A 13,824-nucleotide genomic window follows, 5' to 3' on the forward strand; every position below is an offset into this window, starting at 1 on the left:
GATCTGTCGCGTATCTTTCGCGATGCCTCGACGATATATCGGAAGTGTTCGGGATGACAAGCCCCTCACTCACCCTCCCGGGTAAGTCTTCGACAGGGGCGTTGCATGGTCATGCGTTCTCATGCATAATCTTCCTATGTCCAAGGTCCTCACCTCCCTTCCCGCCGGCGAGCGCGTCGGCATCGCCTTCTCCGGCGGGCTCGACACCTCGGTCGCGGTCGCGTGGATGCGCGACAAGGGCGCCGTCCCGTGCACCTACACCGCCGACATCGGCCAGTACGACGAGCCCGACATCGCCTCGGTGCCCGGCCGTGCGCACACCTACGGGGCCGAGATCGCACGCCTGGTCGACTGCCGGGCCGCGCTGGTCGAGGAGGGCCTCGCCGCGCTCACCTGCGGCGCGTTCCACATCCGCTCGGGCGGGCGGGCGTACTTCAACACCACCCCGCTGGGCCGTGCCGTCACCGGCACGCTGCTGGTGCGGGCCATGCTGGAGGACGACGTCCAGATCTGGGGCGACGGGTCGACCTTCAAGGGCAACGACATCGAGCGGTTCTACCGGTACGGCCTGCTCGCCAACCCGCACCTGCGGATCTACAAGCCCTGGCTGGACGCGGACTTCGTGACCGAGCTCGGCGGCCGCAAGGAGATGTCCGAGTGGCTGGTGGCCCACGGGCTGCCGTACCGGGACAGCACCGAGAAGGCGTACTCCACCGACGCCAACATCTGGGGCGCCACGCACGAGGCGAAAACCCTGGAGCACCTGGACAACGGCATCGAGACCGTCGAGCCGATCATGGGCGTGCGGTTCTGGGACCCCGCGGTCGAGATCCTCCCCGAGGACGTGACGATCGGCTTCGACCAGGGCCGCCCCGTCACCATCAACGGCAAGGAGTTCGCGACCGCCGTCGAGCTGGTCATGGAGGCCAACGCAATCGGCGGCCGGCACGGGCTCGGCATGTCCGACCAGATCGAGAACCGGATCATCGAGGCCAAGAGCCGGGGCATCTACGAGGCGCCGGGCATGGCGCTGCTGCACGCCGCGTACGAGCGGCTGGTCAACGCGATCCACAACGAGGACACGGTCGCGCAGTACCACAACGAGGGTCGGCGTCTTGGCCGGCTCATGTACGAGGGCCGGTGGCTGGACCCGCAGGCGCTGATGATCCGGGAGTCACTGCAGCGGTGGGTCGGCGCGGCGGTGACCGGTGAGGTGACGCTGCGGCTGCGGCGCGGCGAGGACTACTCGATCCTCGACACGACCGGCCCCGCGTTCAGCTACCACCCCGACAAGCTGTCGATGGAGCGCACCGAGGACGCGGCGTTCGGTCCGGTGGACCGGATCGGCCAGCTGACCATGCGCAACCTCGACATCGCCGACTCCCGCGCGAAGCTGGAGCAGTACGCGGGGCTGGGGCTGATCGGCTCCGCCAACCCGGCGATCGGGGCGGCGCAGGCGGCGGCGACCGGGCTGATCGGCAACATGCCGGAGGGGGGCGCCGAGGCGATCGCGTCCCGCGGGGAGGCTTCGCCGGACGCCGACGAACTGCTGGACCGGGCGGCGATGGAGCTCGGCACGGACTGAGCGTTCCGCTCAGGGGGCCGGCCTGGTGACGGGTCGGCCCCCTTCGTCCTGCCGGGGTGCACTCGGGCGTCGGCGCCGTGGGACTCCCGGCCGAGTAGCCGGTGCAGCACCGTCGTGCGTTTTCGCGCAGTTCCTCCCCCAGCCTTCGGCCGGGGGCACCCCCAGCGCCCCTGAGGGGCGCGCCGTGGTGGCTCCACCCGTGAGCCAGTGCGGCATCGTCGTGGTTGCTCTCGCAGTCCCCCCTGCCCCTGAAGGGGCGCTGCAGTCGCGTCAGTTGCATAGCTGCGGGCAGGCGTGCCGCCGGGCGGCACGGGTGGGCGCAGCGGCAGCCGGTGAGCGACACCCCGGCCTCCCCGTGCGGCTGCAGCCGGTGGAAATCGGGCCAGGGGTCCGGGATTGGCCTTGGTCGGCCCTGCTGTGGAAGCCCTAGCGTCTGGGGTATGCGGATTCGAATCGTCGATGCCTTTGCGGAGCGGGCGTTCTCCGGGAACCCGGCCGGGGTCGTGCTGCTCGACTCCTTTCCCGACGACGGGTGGATGCAGAACGTCGCCATGGAGGTGAACCACGCCGAGACCGCGTTCGCGCACCCGCTGCCCCGGGGCGGCGACGCGGACTGGGCGTTGCGGTGGTTCACGCCGGTCACGGAGGTCGCGATGTGCGGGCACGCCACGCTGGCCACCGCGCACGTGCTGCACACCGCGGGAGCGCACCACGGACCGGTGCGGTTCGCCACCCGGAGCGGGGTTCTGATCGCCTCGACCGGTCCGGACGGAACCGTCACGCTGGACTTCCCGACCGCCCCGCTCACCCGGGTCGACGCACCCGACGGTGTCGCCCGCGCGCTCGGCGCCGAACCCGTCGCCTGCTTCGACACCGGAGCGAACATCGGCGACCTGCTCGTCGAACTCGCCGACGAGAAGACGGTCCTCGGCCTCTCCCCGGACCACAGGAGCCTCGGCGCCCACTCCGCGCGCGGGATCATCGCCACCGCCCGCGCCGAGGACCCGGCCAAGGGGTACGACTACGTCTCCCGCTGCTTCTTCCCGAACGTCGGGATCGACGAGGACCCGGTGACCGGCAGCGCGCACACCGCCCTCGCGCCGCACTGGTCCGGGCGGCTGGGGAGGACGGATCTCACGGGGCTGCAGGCCTCCCGTCGTACCGGGCTCGTCCGGACCTCGCTGCGTGGTGGCCGCACGCTGCTGACCGGGCGCGCGGTCACCGTCGTCGACGGCGAACTGCTCACGCCGTAGGCAGCCAGCCCACCTTGCCGGCGAGCAGCGCGTAGCCGACGAACGCGCCGATGTCGAGGAGGCTGTGCGCCACCACCAGGGGGCCCACCCGGCCCCACCGCCGGTACAGGTAGACGAAGACCACGCCCATCACCATGTTGCCGACGAAGCCGCCGATCCCCTGGTAGAGGTGGTAGGAGCCGCGCAGGACGGAGCTGGCCACCAGCGCCGTGCCGGCGGTCCAGCCCAGCTGGTCGAGGCGGCGCAGCAGGTAGCCGACCACGATGACCTCTTCGAGGATCGCGTTCTGCATCGCGGAGAGGATCAGCACGGGGTACTTCCACCACACGTCGGGCAGCGCCTCCGGCACCACCGTGAGGTTGAAGCCGAGGCCGCGTGCGGCGAGGTAGAAGGCGATGCCGGTGCTGCCGATCACCGCGGCGATCCCGGCACCGCGCCCGAGGTCGGGCCAGGGGCGGGTGCGGTCGAAGCCGAGCGTGCGCAGGCTCGCGCCCTCGCGCAGGAGGAGGTGGCCGACGAGGAGGACGGGGACGAGCGCCGTCGCGATGCCGAACAGCTGCCAGGCCAGGTCCAGCCAGGGGCGTCCCGGCGCGGCCGACGCGTTGAGGGTCGCGGCCTGGTCCTTGAGGCCGCCCGGTTTGGTGACCGACCCGATGAAGCTGATCAGCGCGGACACTCCGCTCGCCCCGAGCGAAAGCCCGAGCACGAGCAGCGTCTCGTCCCTGAACATCCGCTGTGAGGGCCGCTCCAGTGGATAAGCACCGGCCACCTGATCCGCCTCCAGTCGCGCACACCCGCCGCCCCATGCTCATGGGACACCACAGCTTGCCCGATCAACCCGAAGCAGACACGACCGACCCCCGCCCCAGCGCCCTGAAAGGGGCGGGAGGAACTGCGCGACCAGCCCCTACGGCGCCGCACCCGGCAACGCGCCGCACCCCCACCCCGCAGCCCCGTCGGCCTCACCCCAGCGGCACCGGCTCCAACAACCCCACCGGCCACGTGTGCACCGGCTCGCCCTCGTTCATCAACTCCGCGTACCGCCGCGTCATCGCCGCCAGCGCCACGTCCCTCGGCAGCCCCCGCTCCAGTGCCCGGTGGAAGGTCGCCGCCTGCCAGGACGCCCCGTTGACCCGCCTGCGGCACCGCTCCTCGATCACGCCGAGGTAGAGGTCCCGGTCGGCGGGCTCCACGCCCCACGCGTCCAGCCCCGCATGAGCCAGCGGCAGCAGCTCGTCGCGGACCAGGGTGACCGCGTCCACCTCGGCCGTACCGCCGCCGTACCGGGCCCGCCTCGGCCAGACCAGGCGTGCGTCGATGCCGTCGCGGCACGCCGTGTCGAAGTTGGCCTCGGCCGCGGCGAACGGCAGCCGGGTCCACACCGGGCGGGACTCCTCCGCGAGGGCGCGCACCAGGCCGTAGTAGAACGCCGCGTTGGCGACGATGTCGGTGACGGTGGGCCCGGCCGGCAGCACCCGGTTCTCGACGCGCAGGTGGGGGACGCCGTCGGCGATGCCGTAGACCGGCCGGTTCCAGCGGTACACCGTGCCGTTGTGCAGGACGAGTTCCGCGAGCTTGGGCACCCCGCCCGCGTCGAGGACGGCCAGCGGGTCCTCCTCGTCGCAGATGGGGAGGAGGGCCGGGAAGAAGCGCAGGTTCTCCTCGAACAGCTCGTACGCCGAGCTGATCCAGCGTTCGCCGAACCAGGTGCGCGGCCGGACGCCCTGTGCCTGGAGCTCGGGCGGGCGGGTGTCGGTGGCCTGGAGGAACAGCGGGGGCCGGGACTCCCGCCACAGCTCGCGGCCGAAGAGGAACGGGGAGTTCGCGCCGACGGCGATCTGCGCGGCGACCGCCGCCTGCGCCGCGTTCCACACGTCGGCGAAACGCGCCGGGGTGACCTGGAGGTGCAGCTGCACGGAGGTGCAGGCGGCCTCCGGGACGATCGACTTGGACGTGCACACGAGGTGCTCGACGCCCTCGATGTCGAGCAGGAAGTCCTCGCCCCGGGCGGCCACGATCTGGTCGTTGAGCAGGGTGTAGCGGTCCACTTCGGAGAGGTTGGCGGAGACCAGGTCGTCCCGCTCCAGGGTGGGCAGGATGCCCGTCATCACGATCCCGGCGTCCACCTCGCCCGCCTTGCGGTCGGCGTACGCCAGCGAGGTCCGGAGTTCCTCCGCGAGCCGGTCGAAAACCCGCCCGTCGAGCCGGTGTGGGGCAATGTTCACCTCAAGGTTGAACATGGCGAGTTCTGTTTGGAAATCGCGACTCGCGATACGTTCCAGAACCTGTCCGTTCAACATTCTCGGCATGCCGTCGGAGCCCGCGAGATTCAATTCGATCTCGACTCCCATGAGGTTCTTCGGGCGGTCGAACCGCTTCTCCACCAGCAGCCGCTCCAGCCCCGTCAGACAGTCCTGGAGCTTTTCGCGGTACTGCCGGCGATCGGACAGGTCGAACCGGCCCGCCACGACCTTCTCCCCCATCGAAGCGTCCCTCCTCGAATGGGCGGGCCGGGCTTCCCGGCCGCCGGTGTCCCGAGTCCAGGTGGGATGATGCCCAGCGGAAGCGATCGATAACGTCGCGCGCCGCACCTGCACCCGCTACTCTGTTGGAATGTGTCCCGCGGCACATTCACGAGGCATGACGCCGCATGCAACTTCGGGTTCCCCGTTCCCCTCGTGAAAAACGCCGACGACATCCGGCCGACCGCGACGGCCTCGTAATCCGAGGTCAGCGGGGTTACGGAGGGCTGGAAATCGGGAGGATTCCCCACCAATCATTGGCCGAATTGCGCCTTGCTCTCTTCTGTGAAACGGCCCGGTGAAACACCATCTGAACAGGCGTCGTATAAACTCCGCGAACAAGGCAGAAGGCTGGCGCCCATGGTCTGGTTCCTGCCGCCTCAGCGACGTGCGGCAGGCAACGCCCGCACCTCTCGTCACCGAACCGGGCCCCCGCCTCTCTGACTTCCTGTGAGCTGACAGCGCCGTCCGCCCCTGCCCTCGCGCCGCCGCGCCTGTCGAACGAGAGGCGACCCACCATGCCGCTGCAAGTCCCTCCTGCCCCCGCGCCCGCACTGCGTTCCGTCCTCACCGCCCTCGGTTCCCCGACCGCGGTCCGTGAGGCCCGCACCCCCTCCCTGCGCACCGCCCAGGGACCCACGACCCCCGAACTCCCCCTTCCCGTGCACGTCATGGACCGCATCACCCCGGAGGGCGTGTCCGCCACCCGGCTGACCGGCTGGCGCTTCCTGATCCGCTGCGGCGACCGGGCGGTGGCCGCGGCCGAGACGATGCTCACCCCGGACGGCTGGGCCTTCTCGCACTTCTTCGAGGGCCCCTACATCACCTCCACCGAACGCGCCCTGCACCAGGCCGAAGCCCTGCAACAGAGCTACCAGCCGCGCCTGTTGTCCCTTCCGGGCCTCTACATGCTCACGCTGTGGCTGCACGGCGACTGCACGGCGGACGGCGCCGAGGGGCACCCGGCCGCCACCGACCTGCTGGTGCCGCTGGCCCCCGCCCCGCCCGGCATCGCGGCCCACCGGCCGCACCTGGTCGCCGAACTCCTCCCGGTGCTGACCCACCGGATCACCTCGGCACCCCTGCTCATCACGCCCGCCTGAGGCCGTAACCGCCGTACCCCGCCGCTGCCGGACAAGTGGCGGGGTACGGGCGTGTCCGGGAGTTTCCCTTTCCCCGCTCGTACGAGCAATTCACCGCTCCTAAGAGCCGCGTTTCGGAGATTCACCTTCTCGGGGTTTCCCTCGTGCCGGTCCACCGTCCGGACCAGCCCGGTCCGGCCATGCAGAACCATCCGAATTGGCAACCCTGTGGAACTGAACCGTCCGCGTGGGTGACGCGTCTCCAATCTGTGAGAAGCGGTGCAGCGAAATCCCTGCGGAGCAACGCCCGGAAGGCAACACTGGGTTCCGACCGACTCATCAGCACGGGGGACGACATGACCACGACCGAGCGAGAGACCCTATCCATGTGCCAGCACCAGCCGCCGTGTCCGACAGCCGAATCCGCCGACCGGGAGTCCGCCCGCCTCATGGCGCACCACCCGGAGCAGGGATGGAGCCTGCTGTGCAACGGCGTTCTGCTCTTCGAGGACACCGGTGAGCTCCTGCCCGACGGCCAGATCATCGCGCCGCACCGCCCGCTCGGTGCCGCCCGCGTGGTGACCGCCGCCTGAGGGGGCCCACCGCACCACCGCGGGCGGCCCCGCCGCTCCGCCCGCCGACCAGCAGGGGCCGGACGCACACACACGGTGCGGACCGGCCCCGACGTGCGTCCGGGGGCGGTTACCCGGTGTAGCCGGGCGCTGCGCTCAGTGCGACGCGGGCCGGTCCGGGGGCGGGCTGCCCGACCCCGCCGAGCAGGTACGGGACACCGTGCGGCCGTCAGAGCTTCAGCCGGTAGGGCAGCATGCACACCACGACGTCGGTGCGGGCCCGCAGCACGGTGGCCAGGAGCAGGCCGCGCTGGTTCTGGAGGATCTCGTAGCGCCGGTGCCGCGGCTCCACCCCGGGGATGAGCACGGCCACCTGACGGCCGTCCGCCGCCGCCCGCTGCACGTAGTCGACGACCGGTCGCACCAGCGAGCACTGCGGGCTGTCGATGACGTCGAGGCGCACTCCGGGGTTCCAGCGCGCCCAGGCCTCCTCCAGCGCCCGGACCTGGCCGGGTCGGCGTGCACCGCGACCGCGACCCCCTCGTCGCCGAGGGCGAGGGCGGCGCCCAGGCCGTGCCGGGCGAACCTGCTGACCTCGCCGATCGGCACGATCACCAGGCCGGCGGTGCGCCGGGCGGGCGGATAGGGGATGCGGCCGAGGCCCAGTTCCAGCGGGACGGCGATCACGACCACCCAGGCGCCGCAGAGGAACCTGGTGAACAGCAGGATGCACCCGGCCAGGGTGGCGAGTACGGCGCCGGTGCCGTTGACGAGCGCACGGCGCTTCCAGCCGGCCGGGCGCTGGGCCGCCCAGTGCCGGACCAGGCCGGACTGGCTGAGGGTGAAACCGATGAAGACGCCGATGGCGAAGAGCGGGAGCAGCCGGTGGGTGTCGGCGTCGGTGGCGAGCAGGAGCAGCGCGGCCAGCAGCGCCGGAGCCACCACGCCGTAGCGGTGGACCGGGCGTCAGCAGGGCCAGAGCGACCAGGCAGACGAGCAGCTTGTCGTGGGCGAGGGCCGGGAACGCGGAGGCGAGCGCGTCGGCACCGGCGGCGAGGCTGACGGCGACGGTGAGGACGTAGTCGACGACCAGGCTGGCGGCGGCCAGCAGGCTCGCGGTGGCACCGAGGTCGGTCCCGGCGACGGCGTAGGCGCCACCGCCGGCCGGGTGAACGGCGATGACCTGCCCGTATGACACGACGAGCGCCGCGAGCAGGAAGGTGATCGCGCGGGTGATGGGCAGGGTGGCGGTGAGCGCGCCGGTGCCGGCGACCACCAGGGCCGGCACGATCGCCTCGGGGCGGTACGCGACGGAGCTGAGCGCGTCCAGGGAGAGCGCGGCCAGGCCTTCCAGGCTGGTCAGGCGGTGCTTGTCACCCTCCCCCGGGCGCAGTGGGGACCCTCGGTCTCAGTTCACGACGTGCCAGGCCATACGCCATCGGGGCCTCATCAAGGCCGGTGGGACGGTCGGCCTCCGCGCGGTGTCCGCGCGCCCGTGATGGTGCCCGGGCGGGCCGGCCGGCATGGGTGAGCGAGGAAAGGCCGGCCCGCCCGGGGGTCGCGGCGGGCAATGCAGCACCTCCGGGCGAGGGCCGGGCCGCCGCTCGCCCGGAGGAGGATCGGGGAACAGGCCCGTTCAGAGCCCGACGTCGCGGCGGCGGATGTCGTCCAGGGACTCGCGCCGGACCAGCAGCCGGGCGTGGCCGTCACGGACGGCGGTGACCGGCGGACGGCCGACCAGGTTGTAGCCGGAGGCCATGGAGAGGTGGTAGGCGCCGGCCACCGGGACCGCGAGCAGGTCGCCGGGACGCAGGTCGGAGGGGAGTTCGACGTCGGCGGCCAGGATGTCGCCCGCCTCGCAGTGCCGGCCGACGACGGTCACCGGGGCGGTGGCCGCGGTGCTCGGGCGGCCGACGAGCCGGGGTGCGTAGCGGACGCCGTACAGCGCGGGCCGCGGGTTGTCGCTCATGCCGCCGTCGACGGCGACGAAGGTGTGGTCGCCGGTCTTCTTGACGGCGAGGACGCGGTACACGGCGATCCCCGCGGGGCCCACGATGGCCCGCCCCGGTTCGATGACCAGGCGGGGCATGCGCAGCCCGGCCGCCGTGCAGGCGTCCGTCAGTTCGGCACGCACCCTGCGGGCCAGGGCGGTGAGGTCGAGCGCCTCCTCGCCGGGCCGGTAGGCGATGCCGTGGCCGCCGCCCAGGTCCAGCTCGGGCAGGACCAGTCCGTGCTGCTCGTGCAGCCGGGCCATGAGGCCGACCACCCGGCGCACGGCGGCGAGGTACGGCTTGACGCTGGTGATCTGGGAGCCCAGGTGGCAGTGCAGGCCGGTGAGTTCGAGCTGCGGCTGGTCCAGTATCCGGGCGATGGCGTGCTGGGCGTAGCCGTCGGCGATGGACAGGCCGAACTTCTGGTCGTCGGTGCCGGTGCGGATCTTCTCGTGGCCGCCCGCGCTGATCCCGGGCACCACCCGGACCATGACCTTCTGGTGCCCGTCGGGTCCGACGGCGGCGGCGAGCCGGGCGATCTCGGAGGGGCTGTCGATGACGATCCGTCCGACGCCCAGCCGCAGCGCGGTGTCCAGGTCGCGCGGCGACTTGGCGTTGCCGTGCAGCACGATGCGCTGCGGGGGGAACCCGGTGGTGACCGCCAGCTCCAGCTCGCCGGCCGAGCAGACGTCCAGGCCGAGCCCCTCCTCCTCGGTCCAGTGGACCATCGCCCGGCACAGGAACGCCTTGGCGGCGTACAGGACTTCGGCGTCGGGGAAGGCGTGGCGGTAGGTGCGGCAGCGCTCGCGGACCTCGTTCTCGTCGAGGACGTAGACGGGGGTGCCGAAGCGGTCGGCGACCTCGGCGAGCGGGACCCCGCCGACGGCGAGGTCGCCGGGCCGGGGCTCGGTGGTGGAGGCGGGCCACACCGACAGATCGGCGGGCGTGGTGGTGACGACGGGTTCGTGCAGGGTGGTCATCGACCGCTTCCCTCTCGGACTCGGACGGATCGGACGGATCGGACGGTCAGGCGGCTCAGGCGGTACCGACGGTCCGCAGGGTGACGGCGGGGCGGGGCAGCGGCGCGACCGGCACGGGGGCCGGTGCCGACAGCTGCGGGTCGACCGTCACGGTGGTGACGCCCAGCGGTCCGACCAGGGCGCGCAGCGCGGGTTCGGCGAGCCGGATCCAGGCCTGGTCGGGGCCGAGCGTGGCGGCGAGTCCGCGGGCGGAGGTGAAACCGACGGCGGTGCGCTCGCCGAGCGGGGTGCGGAAGAGCCGGGCCGCGCATCCCGCGGGTCCCGGCCGGACCGGTACGAACAGGGGTCCGGCCGGGGAGCGATCGGAAGGCTCCGGATCGTCACCGCACAAGAGTTCTGGCATGACATGCCTCCTGGCACAGGAAGGAGCTGGTGCCCCGGCGGCGGGGAGGCCGGCCGGGGCTTGCCCAAGACGCTATGCCCGCTGCCGGCGCCCGCGAGATGCCTCATGACGGGACGCTGACGGTGATCGCGACGACGTTGACGGGACGCTGACGGAGGCCTCTTCGGTGCTGGTGGCGCCGGTCACAGCAACCGTCAGAGGCGTGCCAAGAAGTGCCCCGGCCCCTGGCCGTCACCCGTTCGGCGCAGTGTCATGGAACCGGATCGGGGTACCCGTCCGACCCGGGAGTTGCCCGGATCAGCTGCGGAAGAACGGTGGAGTCATGTCCGGTTACGACGCCTGCGCGCCCGTTCGGGTCGTGGTCGGCGTGAGCGGTTCGCTGGGCAGCGTCACGGCCCTGTCCCGGGCCGCCGCGGAGGCCCGGCGCCGGGACGCGGAACTGTGGCCGGTGCTGGTGTGGGAGCCGCCGGGCGGCGAGCTGGCCACACGGCGCTCGCCGGCCTCGATGCTGTTGGTCGACGAGTGGCAGCGGATGGCCCGGCAGCGGCTGCTCGACGTGCTGGACGACGTCTTCGGCGACGCCGGCACCGGCACCCCCGTGCACGGGCTCGTGGTACGCGGCACCCCGGGACTGTCCCTGGTGGAGGTGGCGGACCGGGACGACGACGTACTGGTCGTGGGTGCGGGCCGGCGCGGCTGGCACCGGGCCTTCTCGGGCCGGGTGGCCCGCTACTGCCTGGCCCACGCGCACTGCCCGGTCCTGGCCGTGCCGCCGTCTCCGCTGGAGGAGACGCTGGCCGCCGCGCACCGCCGCAACAGCTGGCATCTGCCGCTGGACTCGCGGCAGTTGTCGTAGCGACCCGCCGGAGCCGGCCGCCGGAGCGGCCTTACGAGGTGACGGCCGCCGGCAGGTCCGGCCGTCCCGGCCCGCGGCCCGGCGCGGTCGGCAGGGTCAGCACCATGGTGAGGCCGCCGCCGGGGGTGTCCTCGGCGGTCAGCGTGCCGCTCATCGCCTCGGCGAAGCCGCGGGCCACGGCGAGGCCGAGTCCCACCCCCGGCGCCGCGCGGTGAGTCGCCGTGGCGCCGGAAGGGCTCGAAGATGCGCTCCTTGGCCTCGTCCGGGACGCCGGTCCCGCGGTCCACGACGCGCACCTCCACCCGGTCCGCCATGGAGCTGGCCTCGACCAGCACGGGGGTACCGGCGGGGCTGTCGACGAGGGTGCGCTGGACGGCGAGTTCCTTCGGGGAGGCGGCGGTGAGCCCGTCGCTGCGGGAGATGTAGACGGCGAGCACCTCGCCGCCGGCGCCCTTCTCGGCCAGCCGGGCCGCGCGCCGGATGAGGGTCCGTCCTTCCGGGCCGCCGGTCAGGCCGACCACGATCCGCTCCCGCGAACCCCAGATCTTCGAGACCCGGTGCTCGCTGCGGTACGCGTTCAAGTACTCGTCGACCCGGTCCGCGACCCAGAGCAGGGCCAGTTCGCGCAGGGCGGTGAGGTTGCCGGGCCGGAAGTAGTTGGACAGGGCCGCGTCGACCTTGTCCGGCTGGTAGATGTTGCCGTGCGCCATGCGGCGGCGCAGGGCCTGCGGGGACATGTCGACCAACTCGATCTGGTCGGCGCGCCGGACCACCTCGTCGGGCACGGTCTCCTGCTGCCGTACCCCGGTGATGGACTTCACGACGTCGCCCAGCGACTCCAGGTGCTGGATGTTCACCGTCGAGACGACGTCGATGCCGGCGGCCGGCAGCTCCTCGACGTCCTGCCAGCGCTTGGCGTTGCGGGAGCCCGGGATGTTGGTGTGCGGGAGTTCGTCGACAAGGGCGACCCGGGGGCGGCGGGCGAGGACGGCGTCGACGTCCATCTCCGTGAACACCGTGTCCCGGTAACCCAGTTCCCGGCGCGGGATCTCCTCCAGGCCGTGCAGCATCACCTCGGTGCGCGGCCGGTCGTGGTGATTCGACGAACGCGACGACACGGTCCGTGCCGCGTTCGATCCGGCGGTGGGCCTCGGAGAGCATGGCGTAGGTCTTGCCCACGCCGGGAGCCGCGCCGAGGTAGATCCGGAGCCTGCCGCGTGCCATGTCATCCCTCGAAGCGATAGCCCATACCGGGCTCGGTGATCAGATACCGGGGGTGCGAGGGGTCCGCCTCCAGCTTGCGGCGGAGCTGGGCCATGTAGACCCGCAGGTAGTTGGTCTTGTTGCTCTGGGTGACGCCCCACACCTCGCGCAGCAGGTGCTTCTGCGAGACGAGCCGGCCGGGATGGGTGACCAGTATCTCCAGCAGGTGCCACTCGGTGGGGGTGAGCCGGACGTCGTGACCGGCCCGCGCCGCCTTCTTGGCGAGCAGGTCGATGGTGAAGTCGGCCGTCTCCACCAGGGTGGTCTCGGGGCCGAGGGGGGTGTCCTCGGTGCGGCGGACCGCGGCCCGCAGCCGGGCGAGGAGTTCGTCCATGCTGAACGGCTTGGTGATGTAGTCGTCGGCGCCCGCGTCCAGCGCGGCGACCTTCTCGTCGGAGGCCTGTCGCGCGGACAGCACCAGGATCGGTACGCGGGTCCAGCCGCGCAGCGCCCTGATGACGTCGACGCCGTCCATGTCGGGCAGTCCGAGGTCGAGCAGGACCACGTCCGGCTGACGCGCGGCCGCCAGCCGGAGGGCCGTGGCGCCGTCGGGCACCGCGTCCACTCCGTACTGGCGTGCCTGCATGTTGATCACGAGTGCCCGTACGAGCTGGGGGTCGTCTTCCACGACCAGCACTCGGGTCATCGGTTCTCTCAACTGCCCTTGGTCAGGTCCTTGAGCGCGATGTTGAGTTCGAGGACGTTCACCCGGGGCTCGCCGATGAAGCCGAGGGTGCGGCCCGTGGTGTGGTCCTTCACCAGCTTCTCCACCTGGGCGACCGGCAGACCGTTCTTCTCGGCGATCCGGTGGACCTGGAGGTCGGCGTAGGCCGGGGAGATGTCCGGGTCGAGGCCGGAGCCCGAGGAGGTGACCGCGTCCGCGGGAACGTCCGACGGCTTGACGGTGTAGCCGGGCACGGAGTTGTCCTTGACGACGGCGGCCTGGGCGTCCTTCACCTGCTGGACGAGGACCTTGTTGTCGGCGGCGAGGTTGGTCGCACCGGACAGGATCAGCTTGTACTGGGTGTTGACGCTGTTGCTGCCGAGGCCGTTGGCGGGGCGGCCCTGGAACCACTGCAGGGCGGCGTCCGGGGTCTGCTGGCCCTTCTTCAGCGGCAGGTCGTACGACTGTCCGATCAGGGACGAGCCGACGACCTTGCCGTCCGCCTTGATCTCGGAGCCGTTCGCCTTGCTGTGGAACAGCGCCTGCGCCACACCGGTGACGACCAGCGGGTAGACCACGCCCGTCACCAGGGTCAGCACCAGCAGCGCCCGCAGCCCCGCCCCGAGCAACCGGGCTGTGTTGGATACGGAGTT

15 protein-coding genes and 1 pseudogene are annotated in these 13,824 nt (G+C 71.9%); 7 read left to right on the forward strand and 9 right to left on the reverse strand.

Features of this window, described 5'->3' with window-relative positions; all coding sequences use genetic code 11:
- Window positions 1-136: 136 nt before the first annotated feature.
- Both argG and AB0472_RS19345 read left to right on the forward strand, forming a co-directional pair.
- The gene (gene argG / locus AB0472_RS19340) at window positions 137-1,585 is read left to right on the forward strand and encodes an argininosuccinate synthase (protein WP_366357668.1); all 1,449 of its coding nucleotides are present in this window, start codon (window positions 137-139) and stop codon (window positions 1,583-1,585) included.
- Between the two features lie 440 nt (window positions 1,586-2,025).
- A complete protein-coding gene (locus AB0472_RS19345; protein ID WP_366357669.1) occupies window positions 2,026-2,838 on the forward strand; it encodes a PhzF family phenazine biosynthesis protein in 813 nt (270 codons plus the stop codon).
- Here AB0472_RS19345 and AB0472_RS19350 read toward each other — a convergent pair.
- Both AB0472_RS19350 and AB0472_RS19355 read right to left on the reverse strand, forming a co-directional pair.
- Window positions 2,828-3,568, reverse strand: coding sequence for a type II CAAX endopeptidase family protein (locus AB0472_RS19350; protein WP_366357688.1), 741 nt, complete (start codon window positions 3,566-3,568; stop codon window positions 2,828-2,830). The two genes, AB0472_RS19345 and AB0472_RS19350, sit on opposite strands and share 11 nt — an antisense overlap.
- A gap of 232 nt (window positions 3,569-3,800) precedes the next feature.
- Window positions 3,801-5,321 carry a glutamate--cysteine ligase gene (locus AB0472_RS19355; RefSeq protein ID WP_366357670.1) on the reverse strand — a complete coding sequence of 507 codons (1,521 nt, stop codon included), beginning with the start codon at window positions 5,319-5,321 and terminating at the stop codon, window positions 3,801-3,803.
- A gap of 557 nt (window positions 5,322-5,878) precedes the next feature.
- Here AB0472_RS19355 and AB0472_RS19360 point away from each other — a divergent pair.
- On the forward strand, window positions 5,879-6,463 hold the full coding sequence (locus AB0472_RS19360) for a hypothetical protein (protein WP_366357671.1): 585 nt from the start codon (window positions 5,879-5,881) through the stop codon (window positions 6,461-6,463).
- A gap of 365 nt (window positions 6,464-6,828) precedes the next feature.
- Window positions 6,829-7,035 (forward strand): DUF5999 family protein, encoded by a 207-nt coding sequence (locus tag AB0472_RS19365; protein WP_093505643.1) that lies wholly within the window; start codon window positions 6,829-6,831, stop codon window positions 7,033-7,035.
- A gap of 208 nt (window positions 7,036-7,243) precedes the next feature.
- Here the strand turns inward: AB0472_RS19365 and AB0472_RS19370 are convergent, their stop codons facing one another.
- Window positions 7,244-7,477 (reverse strand): hypothetical protein, encoded by a 234-nt coding sequence (locus tag AB0472_RS19370; RefSeq protein ID WP_366357672.1) that lies wholly within the window; start codon window positions 7,475-7,477, stop codon window positions 7,244-7,246.
- A 252-nt stretch (window positions 7,478-7,729) separates the two neighbouring features.
- Between AB0472_RS19370 and AB0472_RS19375 the strand changes: the two genes are divergently transcribed.
- Entirely contained in the window at window positions 7,730-7,966 is a 237-nt protein-coding gene (locus tag AB0472_RS19375) for a hypothetical protein (protein WP_366357673.1), read from the forward strand.
- A 54-nt stretch (window positions 7,967-8,020) separates the two neighbouring features.
- Window positions 8,021-8,209, forward strand: a complete 189-nt coding sequence (locus AB0472_RS19380; RefSeq protein ID WP_366357674.1) for a hypothetical protein — start codon at window positions 8,021-8,023, stop codon at window positions 8,207-8,209.
- Window positions 8,210-8,650: 441 nt separating this feature from the next.
- Here AB0472_RS19380 and lysA read toward each other — a convergent pair whose 3' ends face one another.
- Together lysA and AB0472_RS19390 are read right to left on the reverse strand one after the other, a co-directional pair.
- A complete protein-coding gene (gene lysA, locus AB0472_RS19385; RefSeq protein ID WP_366357675.1) occupies window positions 8,651-9,985 on the reverse strand; it encodes a diaminopimelate decarboxylase in 1,335 nt (444 codons plus the stop codon).
- A 55-nt stretch (window positions 9,986-10,040) separates the two neighbouring features.
- Window positions 10,041-10,388, reverse strand: a complete 348-nt coding sequence (locus AB0472_RS19390; RefSeq protein ID WP_366357676.1) for an SAV_915 family protein — start codon at window positions 10,386-10,388, stop codon at window positions 10,041-10,043.
- Window positions 10,389-10,710: 322 nt separating this feature from the next.
- On the opposite strand from AB0472_RS19390, the gene AB0472_RS19395 reads away from it, so the two are divergent.
- Window positions 10,711-11,244 carry a universal stress protein gene (locus AB0472_RS19395; RefSeq protein ID WP_366357677.1) on the forward strand — a complete coding sequence of 178 codons (534 nt, stop codon included), beginning with the start codon at window positions 10,711-10,713 and terminating at the stop codon, window positions 11,242-11,244.
- Between the two features lie 31 nt (window positions 11,245-11,275).
- Here AB0472_RS19395 and AB0472_RS19400 read toward each other — a convergent pair whose 3' ends face one another.
- The 4 genes and pseudogenes from AB0472_RS19400 to AB0472_RS19415 form a co-directional block, all read right to left on the reverse strand.
- Entirely contained in the window at window positions 11,276-11,398 is a 123-nt protein-coding gene (locus AB0472_RS19400) for a hypothetical protein (RefSeq protein ID WP_366357689.1), read from the reverse strand.
- Between the two features lie 97 nt (window positions 11,399-11,495).
- Window positions 11,496-12,468, reverse strand: a pseudogene (locus AB0472_RS19405) (histidine kinase); the annotation flags it as partial.
- Window position 12,469: 1 nt separating this feature from the next.
- On the reverse strand, window positions 12,470-13,153 hold the full coding sequence (locus AB0472_RS19410; protein WP_366357678.1) for a response regulator transcription factor: 684 nt from the start codon (window positions 13,151-13,153) through the stop codon (window positions 12,470-12,472).
- A gap of 8 nt (window positions 13,154-13,161) precedes the next feature.
- A partial coding sequence (locus tag AB0472_RS19415; RefSeq protein ID WP_366357679.1) for a potassium-transporting ATPase subunit C occupies window positions 13,162-13,824 on the reverse strand: 663 nt, incomplete at its 5' end.

This window comes from Streptomyces sp. NPDC086777 (assembly GCF_040702065.1).
GTDB lineage: Bacteria > Actinomycetota > Actinomycetes > Streptomycetales > Streptomycetaceae > Streptomyces.

What these genes read in the sequence shown, in the direction of transcription:
- argG (WP_366357668.1), top strand. Translation starts at nt 137, where the DNA reads ATGTCCAAGGTCCTCACCTCCCTTCCCGCCGGCGAGCGCGTCGGCATC.
- AB0472_RS19345 (WP_366357669.1), top strand. Translation starts at nt 2,026, where the DNA reads ATGCGGATTCGAATCGTCGATGCCTTTGCGGAGCGGGCGTTCTCCGGG.
- AB0472_RS19350 (WP_366357688.1), bottom strand. Translation starts at nt 3,568, where the DNA reads ATGTTCAGGGACGAGACGCTGCTCGTGCTCGGGCTTTCGCTCGGGGCG.
- AB0472_RS19355 (WP_366357670.1), bottom strand. Translation starts at nt 5,321, where the DNA reads ATGGGGGAGAAGGTCGTGGCGGGCCGGTTCGACCTGTCCGATCGCCGG.
- AB0472_RS19360 (WP_366357671.1), top strand. Translation starts at nt 5,879, where the DNA reads ATGCCGCTGCAAGTCCCTCCTGCCCCCGCGCCCGCACTGCGTTCCGTC.
- AB0472_RS19365 (WP_093505643.1), top strand. Translation starts at nt 6,829, where the DNA reads ATGTGCCAGCACCAGCCGCCGTGTCCGACAGCCGAATCCGCCGACCGG.
- lysA (WP_366357675.1), bottom strand. Translation starts at nt 9,985, where the DNA reads ATGACCACCCTGCACGAACCCGTCGTCACCACCACGCCCGCCGATCTG.
- AB0472_RS19390 (WP_366357676.1), bottom strand. Translation starts at nt 10,388, where the DNA reads ATGCCAGAACTCTTGTGCGGTGACGATCCGGAGCCTTCCGATCGCTCC.
- AB0472_RS19395 (WP_366357677.1), top strand. Translation starts at nt 10,711, where the DNA reads ATGTCCGGTTACGACGCCTGCGCGCCCGTTCGGGTCGTGGTCGGCGTG.
- AB0472_RS19400 (WP_366357689.1), bottom strand. Translation starts at nt 11,398, where the DNA reads ATGAGCGGCACGCTGACCGCCGAGGACACCCCCGGCGGCGGCCTCACC.
- AB0472_RS19410 (WP_366357678.1), bottom strand. Translation starts at nt 13,153, where the DNA reads ATGACCCGAGTGCTGGTCGTGGAAGACGACCCCCAGCTCGTACGGGCA.